This window comes from Acinetobacter sp. YH01010, assembly GCF_013420775.1.
GTDB classification, from domain to species: domain Bacteria; phylum Pseudomonadota; class Gammaproteobacteria; order Pseudomonadales; family Moraxellaceae; genus Acinetobacter; species Acinetobacter amyesii.
Genome location: NZ_VOYF01000003.1, coordinates 43,245 through 68,778 on the forward strand (window position 1 = coordinate 43,245; position 25,534 = coordinate 68,778).

The following is a 25,534-nucleotide window of genomic DNA, read 5'->3' on the forward strand; positions in this document are numbered from 1 at the left end:
CGCATTAAGCGGGTTTTTCATTTCAAAACTTAATTAGTTTTTATGATTAGTTTTTATGACGCATATGTGGGAACAAGATCACTTCACGAATACTTGCAGCATTGGCAAATAACATCACCAAACGGTCAATACCAATACCCTCACCCGCTGTAGGCGGTAAGCCGTATTCAAGCGCTTCAATGAAGTCTGCATCGTAATGCATTGCTTCATCATCGCCTGCATCTTTTTCAGCAACTTGTGCTTGGAAGCGTTCTGCTTGGTCAATTGGGTCATTTAACTCTGAGAAACCATTTGCAAGTTCACGACCACCAATGAAGAATTCAAAACGGTCTGTGATATGCGGGTTGTCATCGTTACGACGAGCCAATGGAGAAGTTTCCGCAGGATATTCAGTAATGAAAGTCGGTTGACGTAATTGAGTTTCAACAGTTTCTTCAAATACAATCGTTTGAAGTTTGCCTAAACCAAAACCAGGTTTTACTTGTTCTTTAAGTTCTTCACGAACAAAGTTTGCAAGGAATTCACGGTCAGCGACATTTTCAGCAGTAAAGCTTGGGTTGTGTTCAAGAATCGCATCAAACATCGAGATTTTTTTGTATGGACCTTTGAAGCTATACACTTCTTCGCCATAAGGAACATCTGTAGAACCTAAAATGTCGATTGCCAGTTTCTCAAGCATTTTTTCAGTGAGTTCCATCAAGTCTTTATAATCTGCATAAGCTTGATAGAATTCAATCATAGTGAATTCAGGGTTATGACGTGTAGAAACACCTTCGTTACGGAAGTTACGGTTAATTTCGAATACACGTTCAAAACCACCAACAACCAAACGCTTTAAATAAAGCTCAGGTGCAATACGTAAGAATAGCGGCATATCCAATGCATTATGATGTGTTTCAAATGGACGTGCAGATGCACCACCTGGAATCACATGCATCATTGGAGTTTCAACTTCCATGAAGCGTTCATTGGTTAAATATGCACGAATACCTGACACCACTTTTGCACGAATTTCAAAAGTTTTACGTGTTTCTTCGTTCATGATGAGGTCTAAATAACGCTTACGGTATTTAACTTCAGTATCAGTCAAACCATGGAATTTGTCTGGAAGAGGACGAAGTGATTTGGTTAAAAGCTCAAAATGTTCAATATGAACATACAGGTCACCTTTACCAGAACGACCAATATAACCTTCGATAGCAATAATATCGCCCAAATCGAGTGCTTTAATGGTCGCAAGAACGTCAGCATCCAACTCTTTACGTGGTACATAAAGCTGGATACGACCAGTCATATCTTGGATTACGATGAATGAACCGCGGTTCAACATCACACGACCAGCAACTTTTACATAAACCTTTTCGCCTGCTTCAATTTCTTCTTTTGATTTTTCAGCGAATTGGTCTTGTAAATCTTGTGCATAGTGTTCACGCTTAAATGTGTTAGGCCACGGGCTAACACCTGTTTCCTTGGCGTGCTCTTTGATGTGCTCTAACTTGGCATGACGCTGTGCAATTAAATCGTTTTCGGAAATGGCTTGTTCAGAAGTCGATTGAGCGTTATGTTGCGTCATCTCTGTCTCAAATAGTTAAAAAACGGAAGTTGCATAGCATAGCAGATTTCCTTTGAATTGAGCAGTAAGCAATGCGCGCATTTTTTTAATAAGTAGAAATTTATCGAAGTAAGATGTTTTTAATCGTTATACCTTCAGGTAGACATAGAACATACCTTACAGATGTGCAGTAGATAAAAATTAAATACTCAAGCTCGAAAACCTACATTTTAATGATATCAGATGATAACTAAAAGCTTTAAAATTACTTATAATTATCAATACATTAAAATATATATCAATAACTTAATTCAACCTTTTAATCTATTTTCTTTAAGACTAAAGTCTTTTAAATGCCTATAAATTAGACCAAAAGCTAAATTCTCTTTTTGACAATTCTCTCTACAATGAAGTCATAAAATTGTTGAAAAATAAAATATTCAACACATCCAAAAATGTTTGAAAACAGTGTGTAGAAAAACAATGACTTCCTGCTTATCGAAAATTCTGTTTTTACATGGATTGGATTCTTCCCGTGAATCTACGAAGTTCCATGCCATCAATGCAAAACAAAAATTCTGCATTGAAGTGGACTATCGCAACTTAAATTTTCAAACTGTTGCGGACTTTTACCACGAGAGTATTGAAACCATTAAGCCCGATATCATCGTCGGGCATAGTCTCGGGGCATATTGGGCATTAAAAATGTCGCTGTTTCATCGTATTCCGTGTGTAGTTGCCAACCCGAGTCTGCATCCAGACTTTCGCGACGACTACCCTGCAATTAATGAAATGGATTTGGATCACGATATTCCACAAATTGCATATATCGAACGTGGCGATGAAATCTTAGATATGTATGAAGCAGAACAACAACTCGAAGACTATATGCAAGTTCAAGTGATGGATGGCGGACACCATCGTCTACAATGCCCTGAAAATATTAATGATTTAATCCAACATCTCGAATTAAACTATTTAAAAAAATAAATCATAAGATTAATCATAAGTAGCAACGTCTTTTTTATCAGACATAAAAAAGCCCTGTCATAGACAAGGCTTTTTACATTTTAAAACTGACGCTTAGGCAGCATCTGCTTCAGGACGTGTTTTATCATCTAAAACAGACCAAATATTTAGTCCTAAATCTTTATGCAAGTCAGGCAAATCTAAGAAAATGCTTGCGCCTAAAACTTGGTGTTTACATTTTTCAGCCAATTGTTTCACTGCACGAAGCGTACCGCCCGTCGCCAATACGTCATCCACAATAATTACTTTTTGTGATTCGATTTCAGCTGACATTTCAAGACGATCTAAACCGTATTCAAGGCTATAACCAACACCAACAACAGGTGGTGGTAATTTTCCGGCTTTACGTACCAACACCAAACCTTTGCCTGTACGCTGAGCAAGTAAGCTTGCCAAAACAAAACCACGCGCTTCAACTGCAATAAAGCTATCTACTTCTGCCAATTGCTCAGCTGGAATACTTGCAATTAGGGCATCAGTTAACGATTCGATGTTATTCATAAATAACGGCGTAAGGTCAAAGAAGCAAATTCCTGGTTTTGGAAAATCTTGGACAGTACGAATGTTAGACCACAATGCCGCAGCAGTAGAATTACTCATAATAGGAGAAAATAAATTAAGGAAGGAATGTGTGAATTTTAACGCGATTTGAGAGAAAAGAACAGCTAACCCCCGACTAAAATGCATATTTAAGATACAGCAAATTTACATAAGTTACTGATTATTAATATTGTATTTATTTAAAAAATATCAAATATATATTTTCCTAATCATAAAATAAAAGATTTTAGAGTTTTTTTCTGCAAGACTTTAGTCTATGAATATAGAAAAAGCGGTATTTAGAACCCAATTCACGGAAATGAATTCCAATATAGCTTTCAATAGGCATAAATATTGTCAGACAATTTTTCCAAGATCTGGGGTTTTGATGATATTTATTGTCCCTCACTGCCATTCTGCTTTTAATTTCACTCATTAAACTCTTAGCCACTTTACTTTATCGTTAGAACTGCGTAAAAATTTAACATAAGAGTCTACTGTATAAGGCTAATTAACCTTAAGGTATAAACTTATACAGTTATGAAGTATTTACTGACTTAATTTTGTGTCAGTTTTTGGAGAATGGAATGAAAAAGTATCAGTGCATCGTTTGTGGATGGATTTATGACGAAGCAGAAGGCTGGCCACAAGACGGTATCGTGGCAGGAACGAAATGGGAAGATATCCCAGATGATTGGACTTGCCCAGACTGTGGCGTCTCAAAAGTAGATTTTGAAATGGTTGAAATCTAATAAATAGAATCTAAGGCCATCATCGTTATGGTCTTTTTTTTGTCTTTAAAAAATATGAAATGTGTTTGGAGTTGAGTATGCACCCTATTGTCATTATTGGTTCTGGTATGGCGGGATATGCCGTTGCACGTGAATTTCGAAAGTTAAATACTGAACTAGAACTTATTATGATCTGTGCGGATGATGCCATTAACTACGCTAAACCGACATTATCCAATGCGCTCGTTGGTAATAAAACTCCTGAGCAAATCCCTCTAGGGGATGCCGAAAAAATGTCGGCTCAACTCAATATGCAAATCATCAATAAGAGTTGGGTTAAATCCATTGATGCAGCAAAACATGAGCTTACTATTGAAAGCCAAAATGGAACTCAAACACAACTATATTCAAAACTCGTTTTAGCAGTCGGCGCAAATCCAATTCGCTTAGCTATTTCGGGTGATGGCAGTGAAGACATTCATGTCGTCAACAATTTGGATCACTACAAAGCTTTCCGTAAACAGCTTGCAGCACGTGAAGATAAACGTGTGGTGATTTTAGGGGCAGGCTTGATTGGCTGTGAATTTGCCAACGACCTCCAAAATACTGGGGCGAAAGTATCGGTGGTCGATTTAGCTCCGCAACCTTTGGGTCGCCTACTGCCGTCTCATGTTGCAGCTAAATTCCAAAGCAATTTAGAAGAAACGGGTATTAAATTCGTTTTAGGTACGACAGTCGACAAAGTGTCACGTATTGAAAATGGTGACTATCAAGTGAGCCTTGCCAATGGTCAAAGCTTAGTGGCAGATGTTGTGTTGTCTGCGATTGGTCTACAGCCTGAGATTAACTTAGCAAAACAAGCCGGCATTCACACCAGTCGTGGTGTATTAACCAATAAAGGCTTAGAAACCAACTTGGCAGATATCTATGCTGTCGGTGACTGTGCTGAAGTTAATGGTACCCTTCTGCCATACGTGATGCCGATCATGCAACAAGCACGTGCTTTGGCAAAAACCCTCAATGGTGAACATACCGCTGTGCATTATCCAGCCATGCCTGTAGCTGTTAAAACACCTGCTGCACCTTTAACTGTCCTTCCTGCGCCAATTGATGTAGAAACCCAATGGGAAACAGAAGAGCTTGAAGATGGCATGATTGCCCGTGCGATTGATCAAGATGGCGTATTACGTGGATTTGTACTGCTCGGTGCAACTGCTGGGAAGCAACGCTTAACTTTGACTAAGCAGGTTCCGGACTTGATTCCCGCTTCAGTTTAAGGTTTAAATACAAGGACGTCCTGATAATAATAGACGTCCTTTTTAAAGGAAAATAACAATGAATAGTGCCCTTCAGTTTAATATTTCACCTTATGCCTCTTTTATGCATGAAACTCGCGTAGAGTTAGGCAATGGCATTGAACTTCATGTCGAGGTGGGTGGTCATCCTGAAGATCCTGCAATCTTACTGATTATGGGACTCGGCGCACAAATGTTGTATTGGCCCGATTTCTTTTGTAAGTCCCTAATAGATCAAGGTTACCGAGTTATTCGCTTTGATAATCGTGATATAGGTCTATCCAGTAAAATTCGTAACCCAGGTCCACGTCTCAACACCTTTAAATTGATGGGACGTTTTGCCTTAGGTCTAGAGAATCAAGGCGCGCCCTATGATCTATACGATATGGCAGACGATGTTGCACTGTTAATTGATCGTATGGGACTGGATAAAGTCCATATTTTAGGTGCTTCGATGGGCGGCATGATCGCTCAAATCGTGGCGGCACGCTATCCCGACAAAGTCCACAACTTAAGCTTACTTTTTACCAGTAACATCCAACCCTTACTTCCACCGCCATTTCCAAAGCAATTATTTAGTCTAATTGAAAAACCTGAATCTAACGATGAAGATGGCATTATTAACCATAGTCTGAAAGTTTTTAATATTATAGGCTCTCCAGGCTATATTAATCAGCTTGAAGCGATACAAACTGCACGTAAACTCTATAAGCGGAGTTATTACCCAGCGGGTGTACTTCAACAGTTTTTAGCAATATTATGTACAGGTTCCCTGCTGCAGTTGGATAAACAAATTCAGCATAAAACCATTGTGGTTCATGGAGCTCGTGACCGTTTGCTGCCGCCAAGCCATGGTAAGGCCGTTGCAAAGGCTATTTCAGGTGCTAAATTTGAATTAATTGATGGAATGGGGCATGATATCCCACCGCATTTTATTCCATATCTTAGCGGTTTGTTTGCTGATCACTTTAAATCATAAATTAGGACACTATGGCTGCATTACCATCCTTAAGACAGCTGTCATATCTAGTAACACTGTCAGAAACGCTACACTTTACTGAAGCTGCGCGTCGTTCTTTTGTCACCCAGTCTACTTTGTCTGGCGGGATCATGGAACTTGAGCGTTTACTAGGTGGCGTATTGGTAGAACGCGACCGTCAAAACGTGCGTTTAACTCCTCTTGGCGAACAAGTTGTCGGACGAGCCCGAGTTCTATTGGCAGATGCGCAAGACCTAATGCGTTTAAGTCGTGAAATGAGCGAACCTCTAACGGGTGATTTACATCTAGGGGTCATTCCTACTATTGCGCCATTCTTACTTGCGCCATTATTAGAAGAAGTGCATAAGCAATTACCAAAAATTCAGTTGCATTTACACGAAGCACAAAGTGAAAAAATTGTTGAGAAACTCGAGCACGGTAATCTAGATATCGTATTACTTGCTCTTCCTTTCGATACACGTAGCTTGAAAGTTGCAGAAGTAAACAAAGAAAAATTGTTCTTGGTGTACAACAAAGCTGACCAAAATGCAGCTCAAGCAAAATCGTTAGACGACTTAGATTTATCTCGTTTAATGTTGCTTGAAGAAGGCCATTGCTTACGTGATCATGCTTTGAGTGCTTGCCCAATTGGTGAGCGTAAAAATGACCATCGTTTAAAAGCAAGCTCATTGCCAACTTTGGTTGAAATGGTTTCCGCAGATTTAGGCTTTACCTTATTGCCTGAAATTGCAGTTCATACCAATATGATCAAAGCCAATGAAGATTTGGCTGTGAAAGAAATAGAAGCTAGTCCTACACGCACATTAGCATTGGTAACGCGTAAAAGTACGCCGCTTCAAAGTGAATTTGATGTATTGCTTCAAATCTTGCAGAAAATCACCAGTAATCTGCACTAATTCAATCCATGAATATTAAAGAGAGCCCTGTGCTCTCTTTTTTATTTTGCAGAAATGAATAATCCAGAAATAATAATATTGAGATGAATTTAAAATTGAAAATAAAAATATAGTATCTAGAAAAAAGAAAAGGCTAACCCAAATAGGTAGCCTGATAAGGTAATATATGACTTGATGTATATCTCAATTCATCGCCTCGATAATATCTTCACACTAGCCAGATAAGTAAGAAGATTAATACATCTTAGTAAAATATAACTTTCGTTAAAATCACTAGTTTCAGGTATTTTAGATAAAGTACGTCTGATTCATTTTCAAAGGGCTTTTTTCATAATTATGTTTTGTGCTATAAAATAACCATACATGAGAAATAAATCACATTATTTTAAATAGTCACTAATATTCATGTTTAAAATAACTAAGCAATAGGTGAATATTAACTCACATCAGAAACAGTTCAATTTATTAGTTGTCAAAATACTGCTTTCACATTTCATTTATTATTTTCAATTCGAATCGAAATCTGATGATTATTTAATCAATATTCTAAAAATAAAAACGAAAAAACTATAAATCTTTGCATTCAACATAATGAAAAACACAAAAAACCATACATTAATTAAATTATATTATATCACAATAACTTAATTATACTTTGATGTATAAATCACTACTTCTAGGTATATTTTTCTAATTCACTTCCATGCACATTATGGAAATGCAATTTGATTAAAAATAATAAATGAGCGAAATGTATGATGAGTGAATTTTTATTACCAGTACCCGTTTTGATCATTGATCATCAATCAATGACTTCAAAAACAGTGCTGTTTAACATCTTAGGAGACCTCGGTTATCCTGAAGACCTCATTACATTTTCAGAAAATTTAGCAGATGCAGAACAACAAATTTTCAATCAATTGCCAAATTTAATCTTTTTAGTGGTCACGCAACAGTCTGATATCTCATTCATACATAAAATTAAGAAAATCTATCCTTCGAGCAATCTCATTATTTTAGTCAATGAACAGTCTGCCGATTTAACTTTACATGCGATTCAGTTAGGTGCAACTGCCTATATGTTGATTCAACAACCAATTGAAGACACTTATAACCAGCTGAAAACCATTTTAAGAGGTGGTGCTGCCCTGCACCCAACTTTTGCTAAATTTTTATTGAGTGAAACTTTTAGTCCGCAAAATGCAGCGCCGAAACAACTCAGTCTAAATCCAGCTGAATATCAAATTTTGGATATGGTCAGCCATAGTGCGACTCAAGAGCAGATGGTCAATGAATTAAAACTTTCAACGTATCAAATTGATGGTTTTGTCAAAAATATCTATAGAAAAATTTGTAGCTACAGCTAAATTTAGCTGAGATAAAGTATTCAAAAATAAATCTATACTTAAAAAATACCAAAGGGAGCATCTGCTCCCTTTATTTATAACCCACATCTATTTAAATGCATCTAAAAGCACATGCTGTGAATTATGTGCCTCCTCTCCCTCTTGAACATGGGTACGAATCCAACGACCATCACTTTGGAGCAACCAAGCTTGCTGATTATCTTTTAGATAATTCACTAAACCTAATTGATAAATACGCTTTTTCAAGGCGGGATCCTCAATTGGGAAACAAGCTTCCACACGGTTAAATAAATTACGATCCATCCAGTCTGCACTTGAACAGTAAATCCGAGCATCGCCATTATTACTGAAATAATATACTCGGGTATGTTCTAAGAAACGGCCAACAATAGAACGTACGCGAATATTTTCAGACAGCCCCGGTAAACCCGGACGCAAACAACAAATAGAACGAATAATTAAATCAATCTGTACACCCGCTTGTGACGCTTCATACAGTTTATTGATCAACTGAACTTCAGTTAATGCATTAACCTTGACAATGATTTGCGCAGGCTTACCTGCTTTAGCATTAGCAATTTCATTATCAATATAATTAATCAGTTGAGCATGTAAGGTAAATGGCGCATGCAGCAGTTTTTTCAACTTCGCCATTTTTCCCATACCAGTCAGCTCTTGGAAAATACGATGTACATCCTCACAGAGTTCTTTATCGGTAGTTAACAGACCATAATCGGTGTAGATACGCGCATTGCCCGCGTGATAGTTACCCGTACCTAAATGTACATAACGCACCAATTTATTATTTTCACGGCGTACCACCAAAATCATTTTGGCATGGGTCTTATAGCCCACGATGCCATACACCACCACTGCACCCGCTTCTTGTAATACATTGGCTACAGCAATATTTGATTCTTCATCAAATCGTGCACGAAGCTCAATTACTGCGGTGACTTCTTTGCCATTACGTGCAGCTTCTGCTAAAACTTGCACAATTTCAGAGTCTGCACCACTTCGATAAAGCGTTTGTTTAATGGCCAAAACTTGCGGATCACGTGCAGCTTCGCGCAGTAAATTAATTACCGGTGCGAATGATTCAAAGGGATGGTGCAGCAAAATATCTTGCTTTTGCATCGCACTAAAGATGTTTTCAGACTTCTTGAGTACTTTCGGAATAACCGGAATATGTGCGTCATAACGTAAATGTGGACGTTTAAAGTTTGACAGTAAACGTGCAAGGTTAACTGGCCCATCTACTTTATAGAGTTGCTCTTCTTCTAAATCAAACTCATCAAGCAAATATTCATAAATATGCTGCGGACAATTTTCTGTCACTTCCAAGCGAACAGCACGACCAAAACGACGTGAATTCAACTCACCTTTCAGGGCTTTAGCCAAATCTTCAACATCTTCATTCAAAGCCAAATCGGCATTACGCGTCACGCGGAATTGGTAGCAACCCGTCGCCGTCATGCCGGGGAACAAGTCAGAGACATGTTCATGAATAATTGCCGATAGCATCACATGATGCTCTTTGCCACCGGTTAATTCATCAGGAAGCCGAACGACACGTGGCAACGAACGTGGTGCAGGTACAACGGCTAAGTCAATCTGACGACCAAACGCATCCTTCCCTTCTAGAGTCACAATAAAGTTCAGCGACTTATTCACCAAGCGAGGGAATGGATGTGCGGGATCTAAGCTAATTGGCGTTAAGACTGGAGCAACTTGTTCTTGGAAATATTTTTTTACCCATGCCGACTGTGCAGGGGTTAACTCACCACGACGCAAGAAGCAAATATCTTCTTCACGCAGTTTGGGTAAAATTTCTTGATTTAAAATACGATACTGGCGCTCAATTGCCGCATGCGCTGTCGTAGAAATTTCATCTAATACTTGTTTTGGTGTTAAGCCATCTGGACTGCGGCTTTCATTACCTAAGTCTAGCTGTTCCATCATTCCCGCAACACGAATTTCAAAAAATTCGTCTAAGTTACGTGAAAAGATCAGTAAGAAATTCATCCGCTCTAATAATGGATGAATGGGGTCAACCGCTTGTTCGAGCACACGCAGATGAAAGTCGAGAATCGATAACTCTCGATTGATATAACGATCATTATAAGTATATTCAGTAGGTACTTGCGCGACTTCAGCTGCGGTATTCATCTCAAACCCATATAAAAAATGTGTGCTGTACTCAGTTTAGTATGCTTCAAATTTATGACAATTTCATAAAAAAAGCCCATAAAGATGAGCTTTTTGTTGTAATTCAAATCGCTGCCATGCCATTTGACGAATGTTTAGATCGTTCTTAATCTGGGATATGGCTATAACGCATATATTTTTGGATCATGCGCTTACGATAATTTAGCTTTCTATCATTTCGATTTTCATCATAATATTTTGGATTGGGTAAAATAGCCGCAATAAATGCCGCTTGTTCTCGACTCAAACTCCGTGAACTTTTACCAAAATAGTGCTGTGTTGCAGCTTCTACGCCGTAAATGTTGTCCCCAAACTCAACCGAGTTGAGATATACCTCTAAAATGCGTTGCTTCGTCCACATGCGTTCCATCATCCATGTTGCAACAGCTTCCTGCCCTTTTCGGATAAATGAACGCTTATTATATAAAAATAAGTTTTTTGCCAATTGCTGAGAAATGGTAGATCCACCTGCAACCACTTTGCCTTTATCTTTATTGCGTTCTAAAGCATTTTGCATGCCTTCCCAATCAAAACCTTTGTGTTGTAAAAACTTGCCATCTTCCGCGGCAACAACAGCATGTTTGACATAATCACTGATTTGGTCGTAATCACGCCATTCGTGTTTAATCGGTTTTGATGGCTCAGACCAATAATCTAAACGCATCATCATCGTCGATTCCACAGGATGTGTACGCCACCACACCAGACTACCAAAGATCCAAAGCTGTACCAAAAGCACAAGACTGACAAGAATTAACAATGTACGAACAATAAAGGCTTTCATGTCAGTGTGTTACTCCAGAAATTCTGTTTTTTCATGTTAAGCTTATTTTTAAATATTTTGACACAGTACAAGAATAGCATGTCTGAACTCAGCCCTCCTGCTGTATCAACCCGTAAGCTGCAAATCCAACTGTGGTGGATCACGGCACTCTTAATTACCATCAATGTTGGACTCTTTGGCTGGCAAGTGTTGCATGGAATGAACGTTAGCCAACCCGACACACTGGATGCTTTGCGTTGGGGTGCTGATTATGCACCTTTAACCTTTTTAGAGGAACCCATCCGCTTATTCAGCAGTATGTTTTTTCATTTTGGCCTGATTCACCTGATGTTGAATATGTGGGCTTTGTATATTTTTGGCAGTGTTGCCGAGCAAATGTTAGGTCGTTTCTACTTCCTCGGCCTGTATGTTTTAGCCGGACTCATGGGAAGTTTATTGAGTGGTTATTTAACCATTCAAGATAGCTATGCATTATTGGCCGAAGGTGCAGCCAATCAGCAACTTTTTCCGAGTATTGGTGCAGGCGCATCGGGTGCAGTGATGGGACTGGGTGCAGCGCTGACGATTATTTCGCTGCTCCCCATGTTACCTCAACAGCAATTTTATCTGGATAAAAAAACCTTATTGATGGTGATGGGGATTAACCTCGCGATGGGCTTTATGATTAGTGGGATTAACAATGCCGCGCATATTGGCGGCATGTTGATGGGCGCTGCCTTGGCTTTCATTTGGTATGTGGGACAAAAATTACATCAATCCCTAATCATTCAAATGATCGGTCTAATCACCGCAGCTGTCGGATGCTACCTGTTTTATCTGCATTGCCAACAATTAATCCAACCGATTTTACCGCTTTGGGAACACTTTATCCTGCTGATGAAGCAATCTCTCGCAGCACGTTAAACAGTGGAATGAACCCTGTGGCTATCAACACAGATATGTTGAAAACACATCAAATCATGTCTAAACCTGGACTGCGCACTGGGTTCCTGCTCCACTCTTAACTTGCTCGGCTGTTAACCATCTCCCCCCTTAACTATTTAGTTCACGTAAGCTTTCTAAGGGTGGGATGTCGCAAAGATAACTTAAGCGATAACGTCCGATCAATGTACAGACTAAGGTCATGACCAGTGGGAGGATCAACCAAATCTCTGCATGTAGCTGGATGGTCAGTTCCATTTTATAACTGACAATCGCACTGATCACTTCAGCAAAAATACATGCCACAACACCCGAAATTAGCCCCATCAAACCAACTTCCAAACTGAGCATCGACTTTAACTTTTGCTTGGAACTGCCGAAGGACCGCAGTAATGCCACTTCTTTTTTGCGTTCATCCATAAATAAGTTCAAACATGCGACCAAAACTAAAATGCCTGAAATACTGACCAACAGCGCCAAGATGGTAATAATCTGAACCAATACACTGACGATGCGTTTGATCTCATCCAAAATTAGACTGACATCAATAAACACGGTATTCGAAAACTGCTGAATTAGACCAATTAACTGATTTTTATCTTGCGGTGGAACATAGAAGCTCCCCAAGTAACTACCGGCATTTTCATCCATGGTTTGGGGAGAAAAAATAAAGAAAAAGTTTGGACTAAAGCTTTCCCACTCCACACTACGAAGGTTGATCACCTTGGCTTGTAAAATCCCTTCAGGAAGGCTAAAACTCAGTCGATCTCCAATTTGAATACCCAGCTCTTGTGCGGTTTTCACCTCTACCGATACTTCATTAACCTGTTGAAACTGCTGACTGCCCGCGATGATTTGATTATCTTTCGGAAAAGTTGCAGCCTGCGTAAGATTCAATTCACGGCGTAATGAATTATTGCTTTTAATTAAGGCATCCGAAAAAGGGAGATCATTTTTGGCAACTAATCGTCCACGAATATTCGGGTACATCGGCGTCCCTTGCCAGCCATGCTGCTTGAGTTGTTGATTAAAATCCTGCAACTCAAATGGCGGTAATCCATAGACAAATTGGTTAGGTGTCCCTTGTGGTAATTGTTGTTGCCAACGTTCCAGCAAATCTGTACGTAATACCGCTAAAACCGTAATCAGACTTAGACCCAATGCTAATGCGGTAATTTGAAATGCCGTTTGATACGGTGTGCGTATATACGCTGAGATTTTCGTCCCCCAACTTTTCAAAGCCTTTAAACTGAGCCAGACCATCATATATAGGCCAACACACAGGAAGATGATGGCGCAAATCAGCCACAGGGTGAGTTGTAAATTTTCAGTTAATACCCCACAAAACACCACCAAACTGAGTGTGCCGAAACTGAGCATCCAAAGTATGGAACGTACAGAACGCTCTTGTTGTCGTATCACCCGTGCTGGCGGTGTCCCTAATAATTGCCAAAGACTTGGAAGAACAAATCCTAATAGCACAATCGCACTGGTGAATATTGCAATTGGAAGCGGGCCAAGCAGCATAGACAGGGCTGAAAACTCTAATTGTAAATTTGGAATCAGCTGTAGCATCAGTTGCAATAAGCCAAACCCAAATCCCAGACCAATCAAACTTCCAAACAGGATTGAAAGCCCGAGTACAACCAACAGTAAAGCCAAATAAGCACTTAATATTTGCTGTTTGGTCGACCCAATACAGCGCATCAGTGCAATGGCATCCTGATTTTGTTGGACATAGCGCTGACTGGTTAATGCGATGGCGATACCACAAAGTAGAATGGTTAAAATATTCGCAAGTTGTAAAAACGTTTCTAGGTTGGCAATCGGCTTCATCAAGCGGGTATTGCCTTCACTGGCATTTCTCATTTTTAAACTGCTTTGAGCTGCATCCTGAACCTGCGCATGATCTGATTTAGCAGTACGGTTTTCGCTTTGATCACCAAATTTTTGCTTATACAGTTTTTCAAAGCGCTGGGTATTTTGTGCATCTCCAGCCATTAACAGGCGATATTCAATCCGACTCCCGACTTGGATGGCATTGGTTCTCGCCACCTCAGACTGCGCAATCATAACCGTCGGTGAAAAACCACTGAAGCCAAGCTCTTGATTGGTATCATGAATGATTTTGGCACTGACTTGAAAAGCAGCATCGGCAATATTGATCTGATCTCCAACCTTTACACCCAATAAATCCATGGCACGAGGACTTAACCAGACCTCACCTGCTTGTATGGAACGGTTTAGTTTCGGTTCTGTTTCGAGTTCACCTCTTAATGGAAATGCAGCATCAACGGCTTTGACATTGACCATGACAAATTGCTGATCAGTATGCGCCATGCTGCTAAATAGCGTGACATTGGATTGTTTTAATTGCTGTGTTTTGGCTTGTTGTTGCCACTCTTGTGGAATTGGTTCATTGGCTGTCAGCACCAAATCTGCTGCCAACATTTCAGCAGCTTGTAGCGCTACAGCATTTTGAATTTGTACATTACTAAACTTTAAAGCCGTGGTGGCACTGATCGCCAAGGTCAGTGTGATCAATAATAAATACACACCCGTGGTTTTAAAACTCAGCTGTAAGAGTGGTCGAAACAATGCCAAAAGATTCATGTAGCATCTCCTGTCCGATGCTCAATTAATTGACCATTGACCAATTCAAAATGGCGCTGACATTGACGGGCCAAATCGGCATCATGCGTCACTAATACCAAAGTGGTTCCCATTTCACGATTTAACTGAAATAACAGTTGTTCAATTTCCTGTGCCGTTGCACTATCTAAATTACCTGTCGGTTCATCTGCAAAGATCAGATCGGGTTCACTCACCAAAGCACGGGCAATCGCAACCCGTTGCTGCTCACCACCCGATAAAACTTTGGGAGCTTGTTGCGCTTGACGTTCTAATCCAACCTTTGCTAACAGTTTTAATGCTTTTTCTTCGGCGGCTTTGACCTGAAAATTTGCTTGTAGCCGTAGCGGCAGCATGACATTTTCCAATGCCGTTAAATGTGGCAACAACTGGAAAGACTGAAAGACAAAACCAATATGGGCCAAACGAACTTGAGCACGCTGTTCTTCATTTAATAGATGAATGTCTTGACCACAGACCCGTAACAGTCCAGAACTGGCTTGATCTAAGGTCGCCAAAATCCCCAACAAGGTGGATTTACCTGAACCAGAACGACCAGTGATCGCAACTTGTTCCCCTGCAAAGATTTCAAGATCGAGTTGTTCAAAGATCGATAACTGTTTTTGTGGAAGTTGTATCTTTTGTGTCAATTGCTGTGCAGAAATAATCGCCTGTGGCATGATGTCAACATCTGTCGTAAGTTGGGTCATATCTTCCCTATATGCAAAATCGCATTCAAAATAATCGTCTATTGAGTTACTTGCTGGCTATTGCACTGATGTTCTGCCCGATGCTGCTCTCTGCCAAAACCATTATGATTTTGGGCGATAGCTTAAGTGCAGGTTATGGTGTTTCAGTGCAGCAAGGTTGGGTCCACTTATTACAAAAACGTCTAGACCAACAGTATCCGAAACAACATAAAGTGGTCAATGCAAGTGTCAGCGGTGAAACCACCAGTGGTGCTTTGGCACGACTGCCTAAACTGTTGCAAACTCATCGTCCAGACCTTGTGGTGATTGAGTTAGGTGGTAATGATGGTTTACGCGGACAGCCCCCTGCACAAATTCAAAAAAATTTAGCGCAGCTGATTCAAAAAAGCCAACAGGCCAAATCGAAAGTCATTTTATTTGGAATGAAAATTCCACCGAATTATGGCAAGGCATATAGCCAAGCTTTTGAAAATAACTATCAAGTGTTGAGCCAACAGTACAAAGTCAAATTATTGCCTTTCTTTATGCAAGGGGTTGCGGGACATAAAAACTTAATGCAACAAGATCAGATCCACCCGAATGCCAAAGCGCAAACAATTTTGCTGAACAATGCTTATCCATTGATCAAAGCAAGTTTATAAATTTAGTTGGTGAAAATCGGTTCATAAAAAAGGCGCTTCATTTGAGCGCCTTTTTTAATATCTTGTCTTTACTGTAATTTGCTTAGAAATCGTAGAAGCTTACTTCACCTGTTTCGAGTGAATACTCAGCGCCCACCACTTTTAATTTGCCTTGCGCAATTAAGTTTTCGAGGACTGCTGAACCATGACGCAGTTGATTCACTGATGCAAAAACGTTTGAACGTACTGCATGCATTGAAAGTTTTTCAAGGTCATCTTTCAATTCAGTTTGCATGAGTATTTCTACAGATGGACGAACGCGGTTCACAATCGACATCAAGTTTGCTGATGGTGGTGTCGCAGGATTAGTTAAAGCTTCAATTGTAGAATGAATCGCGCCACAGTGTGTATGACCCAATACAATGACCACAGGACATCCAAAGCTTTCTGCTGCAAATTCCACGCTACCGACTTGAGACGGTGCCACAATATTACCTGCAACACGAATCACGAATAAATCGCCTAAGCCTTGGTCAAATACCATTTCAGCAGGAACACGTGAGTCTGAACACCCTAAAATAATCGCAAAAGGTTCTTGGCTTTCGGCCATTTCAGCACGTTGTTGATGCGTCAAAAGCTTCGGGTGATTCGTTTCACCGTTTACAAAACGTTGATTCCCTTTCTTTAAACGATCTAAAGCTTCTGCTGCTGCTAGCATGTTCTAATTACCCTTATCCGAAGTTGCAATATTTTAATCCCAGTCGAATCGATTGTCACTTGCAAAAACAATTGCTGTGAATTTTTTCTACGACGATGCAACTTGATAGAAAATGCTACTCCACATTCATCAAAAAAAATTATTTTTTCTGTAATGGTTCACATTATTAAACCGCAAGTTTAACCACATCAAAAAAGCAATGGATGACAAAGGTCATTTTTAATTTACAATATATTTCATAAATATACGCTTTTACTATTTCAGCCCATTCTGATAATAGTCATATAAATGATCTAAAAAATATATCGATTCGATTTAACTGGGGTAAACGTCAATGAAAGGACATCATTCACGCGTTTTTGGCTTTTTCAAGCTAGCAACAATTTGCTGTATGACGTTTACTGCCAACCATGCTTTGGCTGCAAATCCGTCTCCCATCAGCAAAAACCTGGCTGTACCCTCTATCGTGCAAAACTATTTGAGCCAAGAACGTAAAGCGGCTGGTTTAGTTACACATAGCGTTCAAGTCGGCAATGTGAATTGGAGTTATAGCGAAGGCGGTCAACGCTCTAAACCTACCATTTTGCTGATTCATGGTTTAGGCGGCACACGTGATAATTGGAATCGTGTTGCGCATTATTTAACACCGAACTATCACGTGATCATCCCCGACCTTCCGGCCAATGGCGATACCCATGTCCCTGTCGATTTTGATGTCTCAGTGCCGAATGTCACGGAACAACTACGCCAGTTTGTCCTTAAAATAGATATTGAAGATAAACTGAATGTTGCAGGTCACTCATTGGGTGGTTCCATTGCCACGGTATATGCCTCTCAATATCCTTTTGATACCCAAAGTTTATTTTTACTCAACAGCGCGGGCATTTATAAACAGGCCAATACCAGTTACACCCGCGACCCGTATAAACTTAAAAATTTAATCGTTTCAAAACCGGGGGATTTAGATGATGTTATGCATAAACTCATGCAAAATCCGCCCAATGTTCCAACACAGCTCAAAGAAGCGCAGGAAAATATCTTAATTGCGCGTGCGCCCTTCACCAGTAAAATGATCGATCAAGTCGTCACGCTCAATCGAATCTACACCCCTGAAACTTTTGCCCGATTAACACGAACGGTGGAAGCACCAACCCTGATCCTTTGGGGCAAACAAGATAAAATCTTTAATGTTGAAGTGGCTGGGGAACTCAAGTCTTTACTGAAACGTGCAGAAACCCCTGTGATTTTAAATAACGTCGGTCATATGCCAATCTTAGAAGCTGAACAACAAGTTGCAGACCATTACTTGCCTTTCCTTGCGAAAAGTCAAAAGTTTAAAAACCCTTTGGTAGATAAACTGATTCAGTTAAACTGAGCATTCGCCATTTTTAGATACCCATCACTGGGGCTTCAGGGAAAGTATGCAGAAAAACCCGATGATTGAGCAGTTGATTGACGCTCAACTGAACTTTTTAGATCAGAGCTTTTCACACAATGATACCGTAGCCACTGAATTCACCCATTTTTATCAATGGTTTCGTAAACAATCTTTGCAGCAAATTTGGAGTTTTGATCAAATCAATGCCTTGTTGCAGAAACAAATTTTAAATACCCCTACAAGTCAATTTCTAATTGAGCAAATTGCTGAACATATCAAATTTGCACTGATTCATCCTGCAAATGACAGCACCACGATTGCCGAAATCATTCCTGTGTTGACCATCGATAAAATTGCACAGTATGTGGCCAGTAAACAAGGACATCGTCAGCGTTTAATTCATACCATGGTCAACAATCCTGCATTTTCAGCCATGATCAGTCAATTGATTCAACATGCGATACAAGATTATTTAGATAATTCGGTGATTGCAAAATCGGTACCCGGTGTTTCACGATTTATGAAAATGGGGAAATCGGTACTGGAAAATGTCACAGATACCAATTTAGATAATGCGGTCAGCAAATACTTGCAAAAGAATATTTTAAAACTCAGTCAAATGAGTGAAACCGTGTTAAATCAGCACTTTGATGATCATAAGCTGTACCATTTTCAAGCCAATTTGTGGCATAAAATTAAAGCGCTGCCAGTTTCGGTATTAAAGAACTATGTTGAAGTTCAGGACTTGCCGCAAACGGTTGCCATGGGTCATGAAATTTGGGACTTTATGCGACAGTCCGAGTATATGAAACAGCAAGTGCATGATGGCGTATACGCTTGGTACGTGCGTAATGCAGAACGCCCTTTTGATTTATTGCTACGTGATTTAAATATTGATGAAGCGTTAATTCAGCATGAACTTCAAAACTTACTCAATCCAATCGTTCAACAAATGATTGAGTCGGGTTATTTGCGTGAGCGTTCACGTCTCTATTTAGAACAATTCTACTACTCAAGTGAAGCACTGAAAATTTTAAATATCCCAACATAAAAAAAGCCGCGTTAAGCGGCTTTTTTTTGGACATACTTAGAACTGGTATTTCAAACTTGCATAATAAGCTCGACCCGGCTCGTTATATGTTTGGTTGACCGTTTTATCACGCAGTTTTTGCTCATCAAATAGGTTATTCACACCGATACGAGCACTTAAAGCCGCATTAAATTTATAACCAAAGTTAATGCCTGCAATGCCATAACTTTTCACGCTATCCATCGCCAAGCCATCTTTGCTTTCAAGACTGGTTTCTGCATATTGACGTGGTTTTTGACGTCCATATTGGGTATAGACAAAGTTACTGTCTAATCGATCCGTGATGTTGTAGTTCAAAATAGAGTTTAGTGTGTAATTCGGAATCACTGAAAGCGGGTTGCCTGTACGTTTATCTTCAGAGTTGATCATATAGGTGACGTTATTGGTCCACGTGATATCACCCCAATCCAAAGAAATACTTCCTTCAACACCTTCTACCAAGGCTTCAGGCGTATTCATCCAACGCAGTACATTATATGTTGTTCCATTTACTTCTAGTTCTTCTAGACGTGTATCCCCTGCAACGATCTTATTTTTATAATCATTACGGAACCATGCAAAGCTTGCATTTACGATGTCTTTTTCAAACTGTACACCTAATTCTTTATTCACTGAAGTTTCAGGTTTGAGATCGCCATTACCTTGTAATAGACATTGGCTCAGCCCAATCGGACAGCCATTACCGCGAGTGCTTAACAGATAACCTTCCGCATTTTGGTACATATTAGGTGCTTTATACGCCTTAGCTACACCACCTTTTAGTGTCCAATAGTCACCAAGTTTTTGCGTAATATTGAGACTTGGACTCCAGCTATCTCCCGATTTACTATGATTATCATAACGCAGTGCCAAAACAACATCGGTGCTTTCGCCCAAATTCATATTATTTTCAATATAGGCCGACGCAATCCGTGAATCCATTTGTGAACGGTCACCTGAAGTCAGCGCATCACCAAAACCGCCTGCGCCAGCTTGTGTATTAACCGTATCGGTAAAGTCATCTTCGACCCACTCAGCGCCTAAAGTTAATACTTGTGGGACATACCATTGGAACGGCAGATTGGCTTCTGCATTAAAGCGAATGGTTTCTAGATGTGACGTTTGTTTATTCTCGAGATTATTAATCTGACCCTCTGTACTACCGCCTGTACCTTCAGGTAAGCGCTTATTTTTGGTTTTGTCATATTGCGCTATGAGTTTACTGTCACCCCAACCCCAAGTACCTTCATGAGTTAATGCAAAACTATCACGATAAATGGTATTGGTTTCTTCACCGATTAAAGCCGATAAAATTGGTGCTTTGTTTGGATCGGCTGGATCAAATACACTGTTTTGACTGTCGCCTGCAAAACGGTTGCCTTGGCGGCCAACACTTGCATCAAACATCAAGACTTGTTGATCATTCAACTGCCAAGCCAAGCGCCCAGCAATATCTTTATTCTCTACGCCTTCTCGACCCGCCATACGCGCGCCATTGTTCATTAAAGCATTAATATCCGCAGCATCTGAATCGGTTTTGTTATAACTACCGTAGAAACGATATGAAAGGACATCTTTGAGAATTGGGCCGCTTAAGTTAAAGCTTTCACGGTGACTTGCGCCCTCTTTAGCATCTTCAGGCTGATTGGTAAAAACCTCCACAGAGCCATGCACGTCGTTGGTCACTTTCTTGGTTTTAATATTGACCACACCACCCATCGCACCTGAACCATAACGCGCTGCAGCTGGACCACGCAGCACTTCAATTGATTCAATAGCATCTGCAGGTACCCAGTTCGAATCACCACGTGTATCACGCTCACCGCGCCAGCCATAACGTACTGAGTTTCTCGAATTTACTGGCTTGCCATCAATTAAGATCAACGTGTTTTCAGGCCCCATACCACGGATATCAATCTGACGGTTATTACCACGTTGGCCTGTGGCACTGTTACCAGTCAAATTCACACCCGGCATACGGCGCACATACTCTGAAATATCATTCACAACCGGCATTTTTTCTAAATCTTCTGCCGTAATTTTTGAAGCACCTAATGATTGTTTAACTTGTTCTGCTGCAGTAACAACAATAGTTTCCATTTTAACTGCAGATTCATCGACTGCTTCTGCTGCTTCATTCGCATGGCTGAGGCTTACCATTGCGCTAAGAACTGAAAGTGTAAGCGTTGATTTTAATAGTTGTTTGGTCATTGAGTGCTTCCAAATAAACGTATTTATGGAGAAATCTAGAATAATGTGTTGCACATTGTAACCACCACAAACAATATTGCAATTAATTTTAATAATCATTCTCATTTATATTTGTGATATCGCTTATCATTTTGATGTAAAAACCCTAGAAATATCTAAAAATCTTCGTTTTTTTGATTTAGACAATAAAAAAGCCGCAAGGTTGCGGCTTTTTATAAAAATACTGAACTTATTTGAAATAAGCACCTTCAGTATTACTGTGATCCGTTTGGTCAACAACACGCATTAACTCAGGTACATGCTGCTTCAATGTTGTTTCAACACCTTGTTTCAAGGTTAAATCGATTGAAGAACAACCTTGACAACCACCACCGAATTTAAGCACTGCAGTTAAACCATGTTCTGCATCTTCAACCACTTCTACCAGTGCACAGTTACCACCATGACCTGCAAGGCCAGGGTTAATTTCTGACTGTAGAACATAAGTGATACGCTCTTCTACAGAGGCATCTGGACCCACACGTGGCACTTTTGAGTTTGGTGCACGGAATGTTAACTGACCACCAAAACGGTCTTTGTTATAGTCAATCACCGCATCCAAAAGATATGGAATAGACGGTGTGTCAATAAATGCAGGGAAATCTGGATAGTCTTGTTTATAGTCTGTAGGCACAACTTCTTCTGGTGCACTGTAAGCCATACAACATTCAGCACGTGGCGTACCCGGATTTTCCACAAAAACACGTACACCAATGCCCGGTGTATTTTGTTTATCCAAAAGATCTTTCAAATACTCTTGGGCATTTGGAGTGATCAATAGGTTTGGAATTTCTTCAGCAACTGCTGTGCTGTTGTTCTCAGTCGACATTACAATATTTCCTCAAGCTGAAGTCGCTATTTTAACTTAAGATGCGGGGCATTAGAAAAAAATCAACTAAAATTGTCGGATTTATTCTGAAAGTTCACGCTTTAGGCAGATTTAATGGCATTATTGAGCATAAATTTTAACAAGTAGAATAGTCATATATGTTGGGTCTACCCTTTAACCACACCGTGACCCTTATCCTGATTACGGTGGTGATTTCACTGATTGCATTTTCAAATCAGAAAGTGATGAATCGATTGTTATTTTGGCCACCGGCCCTCAGTCGTGGCGAATATGACCGATTTATTAGCCATGGTTTTATTCATGCAGATGGCGCGCACCTATTGTTCAACATGATTACCTTATTTTTCTTTGGTAGCGTGATTGAAAGTTTTTATCGCCAATATTTCTTCGACATGGGCTTTGTATTGTTTTATTTAGGCGGTTTGATCGCTGCGATTATTCCGAGTTATTTAAAACATAAGCATGATACCCATTGGGCAAGTTTAGGGGCTTCTGGGGCAGTATCTGCAGTACTCTTTGCGTATATCTTGTTTGAGCCGTGGAAACTGATTTTTGTATTCTTTATTCCTGTTCCTGCGATTATTTTTGCCGTGCTGTATGTGGCTTATAGTATCTGGTCAGGTAAACGTGGCAACAGCAACATTAACCACAGCGCACACCTTTGGGGCGCAGCGTATGGTGTAATCATGACGATTATTCTTGAACCGAAGCTCATTCCACATTTCTTAAGTCAGTTATTAAACGTTCCTTTCTAACGTTAAGTCTAAAAAATCAGTCTGATTTAACCAGTAAAATGACAGCCTAAACCGTTTCAGTTTAGGCTTTTTTATTGTGCTGCGTTAAATCGAAATGTCCTTTAATTTTTTTCTTTAGCCAATTTCCCACATTTACAGCACCGCACTTTGAATATCGAGCTATACAATTTCACAGCAGATTGAAACGCTATCTACCCTTGCCCTGATTTAAACTGAAATGACACAGAATAAAAAAGGGAAAATTCCAATGAAAATAGTCCTGATATTCTCAAGTTTGCTGTTGACCTGCGTGTTGAGTGCTTGTGCTGTTCACACCCGTGAAGGCAGTATCGTGGTCAACCCAGATCGTAATCACTATCCTTATAATTATCCAGATCGCCATGGCGACTTTTGCCCGCCCGGACAGGCTAAAAAAGGCCGTTGTTGATTTGCCGTTATTGACTTAATGCCCTCTTCTTTTCAGCCTTCAAACCGAAGGCTTTTTCAATTCCGACAATAAAAATTGACGCTGTATATTCTACGAAAGTTCACAAAAGCACATGACAAATCATATAAATCTGGCACTTTATGCCACCCTATTTTTTAATTTGGCATAGATAATGTATACATCTGTATATTAATGACAAAATTAGCTGAGATATTTTGCATGTCGAGTTCAACTGAAGGTCTTCAATTTCCCATTTCGGCTTCAAACCAAAAGCCGAGTACATCTAAAACAGGTCGTGAAATTATCGCTGAAGCATTAGCTGCAGTTGACCATCACTCTTCCGTACGTGCAAAACAAGAAAAAAACTGGCGTAAAAAATATCCTGAATATTTTAAAGCCTTGGTTGAACAAGGAATTCAATCATCTGAAGCCGCAATCAACATTGCTGAGCAAGGTTTAAATAAAGCGCATCACGTCTTTGAGTTTTATCGTGATCAAGAAAAGCATACGCTCAAAGATGCAGTAGCTTTGACTGCACATCCGCTGCATACCGTGAAATTAAAAGGTGAAAGTGACGCTGCACCTGAGTGGTATGTGCCCTATCATGGTCAAAAACTTCAAGGTGAGGCTTTACAGGCTCAGATTCAAAAATGGCAAGATGCTGGCATTATTGAAGCAAGTCATGCCGACGCATTACGTGAAGCCATTGCCCACCCAGAATGGTTCGATTTGTCAGATCGGACAATGGTGCTTTTTGGTGCTGCCTCCGAAGCTGGCCCTCTGACGTGGTTAGCAAAATGGAAAGCCAATATTGTGGCAATTGACCTGAATAATGAACGTGTTTGGGATCGAATCTTAAGCACGGTTCAGGCCGGTAATGCCACTTTATATGCGCCAAGTCTCGACGCTGTGCATGAAGACACACCCATTCAAGAACTAAAACACAAATTGGGTGCCAATTTACTGACACACATTCCTGAAATTGCACAGTGGCTTGCACAAAGTGAACATCAACTTGATCTAGCTGCAATAGCCTATTTGGATGGTGAAAAGCATGTTCGTGTTGCAATGGCGATGGACAGCATCATGGCCTATGTCAGCCAACAAAAAGCCGACACCAGCTTGATGTTTATGTGTACTCCGACCGATGTCTATGCGGTGCCAGAAGAGATTGTTACGGCAGCGCAAGCCAAATTCCAAAACCGTGCTTCTGCACAAAAGCTTTTGACGCAAAGCATTGCCAAAGTCACAGGTCAGCATTTCTTTAAGCAAAATAATGAGCAAACCACCACAGCAGACAATGGAAAATCCTATGGTATCGCTGACTGTTTGGTGGTGGAACAAGGTCCTAACTACGCACTTGCAAAACGTATTCAACAATGGCGCGCAACTGTCGCACGTCAAAATGGTCAGCGGGTTAGTATCAATATTGCGCCATCCACCACGACCCGCTCAGTAACGAAGAATCCATTATTAAAGGCAGCATTTAATGGTGCGAGTTTATTTGATGTGGAATCCTTCCAACCTGAAACCACCAATGCACTCATGGCAGCTTTATGGATTCACGACTTGAGAAACCCTCAATCGGTTGCTAACCCTGAAACAGCGCTAGACCATCCATTAGAACTCTTGATGCATGGTGCCAACCATGGTGGCTTATGGCGTGTGGCTTATTTGGCGCGTACCGCCTTACCTTTTGCAGCGCTGTATGGTTTCGCTGAAGAAAAACTGCCCGTGAAAAAAGTATTGGGGCTGTTTAAAAAAGCGTAACGGCATTGGTTCAAATAAGTGTTGAACTTTGCA

Annotated in this window: 22 protein-coding genes; 13 read left to right on the forward strand and 9 right to left on the reverse strand. The window is 40.2% G+C overall.

Annotated features, from left to right (window positions below):
- Positions 1-46: 46 nt before the first annotated feature.
- Positions 47-1,573 (reverse strand): lysine--tRNA ligase, encoded by a 1,527-nt coding sequence (gene lysS, locus FTT77_RS03420; protein ID WP_180108908.1) that lies wholly within the window; start codon positions 1,571-1,573, stop codon positions 47-49.
- A gap of 462 nt (positions 1,574-2,035) precedes the next feature.
- Between lysS and FTT77_RS03425 the strand changes: the two genes are divergently transcribed.
- Entirely contained in the window at positions 2,036-2,542 is a 507-nt protein-coding gene (locus tag FTT77_RS03425; protein WP_180108909.1) for a YqiA/YcfP family alpha/beta fold hydrolase, read from the forward strand.
- A 93-nt stretch (positions 2,543-2,635) separates the two neighbouring features.
- On the opposite strand, the gene FTT77_RS03430 is transcribed toward FTT77_RS03425, so the two are convergent.
- Positions 2,636-3,181: an adenine phosphoribosyltransferase gene (locus tag FTT77_RS03430; protein WP_078189930.1), complete on the reverse strand. Its 546-nt coding sequence runs from the start codon at positions 3,179-3,181 to the stop codon at positions 2,636-2,638.
- Between the two features lie 527 nt (positions 3,182-3,708).
- Between FTT77_RS03430 and rubA the strand changes: the two genes are divergently transcribed.
- From rubA to FTT77_RS03455, 5 genes are all read left to right on the forward strand, one after another.
- Positions 3,709-3,873, forward strand: a complete 165-nt coding sequence (gene rubA / locus FTT77_RS03435; protein WP_005179369.1) for a rubredoxin RubA — start codon at positions 3,709-3,711, stop codon at positions 3,871-3,873.
- A gap of 77 nt (positions 3,874-3,950) precedes the next feature.
- Complete coding sequence (locus tag FTT77_RS03440) at positions 3,951-5,129, forward strand: NAD(P)/FAD-dependent oxidoreductase (RefSeq protein ID WP_180107565.1); 1,179 nt, start codon at positions 3,951-3,953, stop codon at positions 5,127-5,129.
- Positions 5,130-5,187: 58 nt separating this feature from the next.
- Entirely contained in the window at positions 5,188-6,126 is a 939-nt protein-coding gene (gene estB, locus FTT77_RS03445) for an esterase EstB (protein ID WP_078189932.1), read from the forward strand.
- 11 nt (positions 6,127-6,137) lie between these two features.
- Positions 6,138-7,043: a LysR family transcriptional regulator OxyR gene (gene oxyR / locus FTT77_RS03450; protein WP_078189933.1), complete on the forward strand. Its 906-nt coding sequence runs from the start codon at positions 6,138-6,140 to the stop codon at positions 7,041-7,043.
- Between the two features lie 755 nt (positions 7,044-7,798).
- Entirely contained in the window at positions 7,799-8,410 is a 612-nt protein-coding gene (locus FTT77_RS03455) for a response regulator transcription factor (RefSeq protein ID WP_078189934.1), read from the forward strand.
- 87 nt (positions 8,411-8,497) lie between these two features.
- Here the strand turns inward: FTT77_RS03455 and ppk1 are convergent, their stop codons facing one another.
- Positions 8,498-10,579 (reverse strand): polyphosphate kinase 1, encoded by a 2,082-nt coding sequence (ppk1, locus tag FTT77_RS03460; RefSeq protein ID WP_180108910.1) that lies wholly within the window; start codon positions 10,577-10,579, stop codon positions 8,498-8,500.
- 145 nt (positions 10,580-10,724) lie between these two features.
- On the reverse strand, positions 10,725-11,402 hold the full coding sequence (gene mtgA, locus FTT77_RS03465; RefSeq protein ID WP_180063446.1) for a monofunctional biosynthetic peptidoglycan transglycosylase: 678 nt from the start codon (positions 11,400-11,402) through the stop codon (positions 10,725-10,727).
- A gap of 78 nt (positions 11,403-11,480) precedes the next feature.
- Here mtgA and FTT77_RS03470 point away from each other — a divergent pair, with 78 nt between their 5' ends.
- Entirely contained in the window at positions 11,481-12,305 is an 825-nt protein-coding gene (locus FTT77_RS03470) for a rhomboid family intramembrane serine protease (protein WP_180026476.1), read from the forward strand.
- A 129-nt stretch (positions 12,306-12,434) separates the two neighbouring features.
- Here the strand turns inward: FTT77_RS03470 and FTT77_RS03475 are convergent, their stop codons facing one another.
- The gene (locus tag FTT77_RS03475) at positions 12,435-14,936 is read right to left on the reverse strand and encodes an ABC transporter permease (protein ID WP_180073221.1); all 2,502 of its coding nucleotides are present in this window, start codon (positions 14,934-14,936) and stop codon (positions 12,435-12,437) included.
- Positions 14,933-15,664 carry an ABC transporter ATP-binding protein gene (locus tag FTT77_RS03480; RefSeq protein WP_180108911.1) on the reverse strand — a complete coding sequence of 244 codons (732 nt, stop codon included), beginning with the start codon at positions 15,662-15,664 and terminating at the stop codon, positions 14,933-14,935. Before FTT77_RS03480 ends, FTT77_RS03475 begins: the two co-directional genes overlap by 4 nt.
- Positions 15,665-15,675: 11 nt before the next feature.
- Here FTT77_RS03480 and FTT77_RS03485 point away from each other — a divergent pair, with 11 nt between their 5' ends.
- Entirely contained in the window at positions 15,676-16,305 is a 630-nt protein-coding gene (locus FTT77_RS03485) for an arylesterase (protein WP_078193022.1), read from the forward strand.
- Between the two features lie 82 nt (positions 16,306-16,387).
- On the opposite strand, the gene FTT77_RS03490 is transcribed toward FTT77_RS03485, so the two are convergent.
- Entirely contained in the window at positions 16,388-17,002 is a 615-nt protein-coding gene (locus FTT77_RS03490) for a carbonic anhydrase (protein ID WP_078189941.1), read from the reverse strand.
- Between the two features lie 334 nt (positions 17,003-17,336).
- Here FTT77_RS03490 and FTT77_RS03495 point away from each other — a divergent pair, with 334 nt between their 5' ends.
- Positions 17,337-18,377 (forward strand): alpha/beta fold hydrolase, encoded by a 1,041-nt coding sequence (locus FTT77_RS03495; protein WP_373423849.1) that lies wholly within the window; start codon positions 17,337-17,339, stop codon positions 18,375-18,377.
- 46 nt (positions 18,378-18,423) lie between these two features.
- Positions 18,424-19,431 (forward strand): hypothetical protein, encoded by a 1,008-nt coding sequence (locus tag FTT77_RS03500; RefSeq protein ID WP_180108912.1) that lies wholly within the window; start codon positions 18,424-18,426, stop codon positions 19,429-19,431.
- Positions 19,432-19,467: 36 nt separating this feature from the next.
- Here FTT77_RS03500 and FTT77_RS03505 read toward each other — a convergent pair whose 3' ends face one another.
- Both FTT77_RS03505 and nfuA read right to left on the reverse strand, forming a co-directional pair.
- On the reverse strand, positions 19,468-21,660 hold the full coding sequence (locus FTT77_RS03505; RefSeq protein WP_180108913.1) for a TonB-dependent siderophore receptor: 2,193 nt from the start codon (positions 21,658-21,660) through the stop codon (positions 19,468-19,470).
- A 229-nt stretch (positions 21,661-21,889) separates the two neighbouring features.
- A complete protein-coding gene (gene nfuA / locus FTT77_RS03510) occupies positions 21,890-22,528 on the reverse strand; it encodes a Fe-S biogenesis protein NfuA (RefSeq protein WP_078189947.1) in 639 nt (212 codons plus the stop codon).
- A gap of 158 nt (positions 22,529-22,686) precedes the next feature.
- Between nfuA and FTT77_RS03515 the strand changes: the two genes are divergently transcribed.
- The 3 genes from FTT77_RS03515 to FTT77_RS03525 all read left to right on the forward strand — a co-directional run bounded on the left by FTT77_RS03515 (position 22,687) and on the right by FTT77_RS03525 (position 25,501).
- Positions 22,687-23,304, forward strand: coding sequence for a rhomboid family intramembrane serine protease (locus FTT77_RS03515; protein WP_180051069.1), 618 nt, complete (start codon positions 22,687-22,689; stop codon positions 23,302-23,304).
- Positions 23,305-23,551: 247 nt separating this feature from the next.
- Positions 23,552-23,731, forward strand: coding sequence for a hypothetical protein (locus FTT77_RS03520; RefSeq protein WP_180108914.1), 180 nt, complete (start codon positions 23,552-23,554; stop codon positions 23,729-23,731).
- 219 nt (positions 23,732-23,950) lie between these two features.
- Positions 23,951-25,501 (forward strand): hypothetical protein, encoded by a 1,551-nt coding sequence (locus tag FTT77_RS03525; protein WP_180108915.1) that lies wholly within the window; start codon positions 23,951-23,953, stop codon positions 25,499-25,501.
- Positions 25,502-25,534 lie beyond the last annotated feature (33 nt).

Coding starts and splice junctions, on each gene's coding strand:
- FTT77_RS03470 (WP_180026476.1), top strand. CDS start 11,481: ATGTCTGAACTCAGCCCTCCTGCTGTATCAACCCGTAAGCTGCAAATC.
- lysS (WP_180108908.1), bottom strand. CDS start 1,573: ATGACGCAACATAACGCTCAATCGACTTCTGAACAAGCCATTTCCGAA.
- FTT77_RS03515 (WP_180051069.1), top strand. CDS start 22,687: ATGTTGGGTCTACCCTTTAACCACACCGTGACCCTTATCCTGATTACG.
- FTT77_RS03495 (WP_373423849.1), top strand. CDS start 17,337: ATGAAAGGACATCATTCACGCGTTTTTGGCTTTTTCAAGCTAGCAACA.
- FTT77_RS03425 (WP_180108909.1), top strand. CDS start 2,036: ATGACTTCCTGCTTATCGAAAATTCTGTTTTTACATGGATTGGATTCT.
- FTT77_RS03475 (WP_180073221.1), bottom strand. CDS start 14,936: ATGAATCTTTTGGCATTGTTTCGACCACTCTTACAGCTGAGTTTTAAA.
- FTT77_RS03430 (WP_078189930.1), bottom strand. CDS start 3,181: ATGAGTAATTCTACTGCTGCGGCATTGTGGTCTAACATTCGTACTGTC.
- oxyR (WP_078189933.1), top strand. CDS start 6,138: ATGGCTGCATTACCATCCTTAAGACAGCTGTCATATCTAGTAACACTG.
- mtgA (WP_180063446.1), bottom strand. CDS start 11,402: ATGAAAGCCTTTATTGTTCGTACATTGTTAATTCTTGTCAGTCTTGTG.
- ppk1 (WP_180108910.1), bottom strand. CDS start 10,579: ATGAATACCGCAGCTGAAGTCGCGCAAGTACCTACTGAATATACTTAT.
- estB (WP_078189932.1), top strand. CDS start 5,188: ATGAATAGTGCCCTTCAGTTTAATATTTCACCTTATGCCTCTTTTATG.
- FTT77_RS03525 (WP_180108915.1), top strand. CDS start 23,951: ATGTCGAGTTCAACTGAAGGTCTTCAATTTCCCATTTCGGCTTCAAAC.
- FTT77_RS03485 (WP_078193022.1), top strand. CDS start 15,676: ATGCAAAATCGCATTCAAAATAATCGTCTATTGAGTTACTTGCTGGCT.
- rubA (WP_005179369.1), top strand. CDS start 3,709: ATGAAAAAGTATCAGTGCATCGTTTGTGGATGGATTTATGACGAAGCA.
- nfuA (WP_078189947.1), bottom strand. CDS start 22,528: ATGTCGACTGAGAACAACAGCACAGCAGTTGCTGAAGAAATTCCAAAC.
- FTT77_RS03480 (WP_180108911.1), bottom strand. CDS start 15,664: ATGACCCAACTTACGACAGATGTTGACATCATGCCACAGGCGATTATT.
- FTT77_RS03490 (WP_078189941.1), bottom strand. CDS start 17,002: ATGCTAGCAGCAGCAGAAGCTTTAGATCGTTTAAAGAAAGGGAATCAA.
- FTT77_RS03505 (WP_180108913.1), bottom strand. CDS start 21,660: ATGACCAAACAACTATTAAAATCAACGCTTACACTTTCAGTTCTTAGC.
- FTT77_RS03440 (WP_180107565.1), top strand. CDS start 3,951: ATGCACCCTATTGTCATTATTGGTTCTGGTATGGCGGGATATGCCGTT.
- FTT77_RS03520 (WP_180108914.1), top strand. CDS start 23,552: ATGAAAATAGTCCTGATATTCTCAAGTTTGCTGTTGACCTGCGTGTTG.
- FTT77_RS03500 (WP_180108912.1), top strand. CDS start 18,424: ATGCAGAAAAACCCGATGATTGAGCAGTTGATTGACGCTCAACTGAAC.
- FTT77_RS03455 (WP_078189934.1), top strand. CDS start 7,799: ATGATGAGTGAATTTTTATTACCAGTACCCGTTTTGATCATTGATCAT.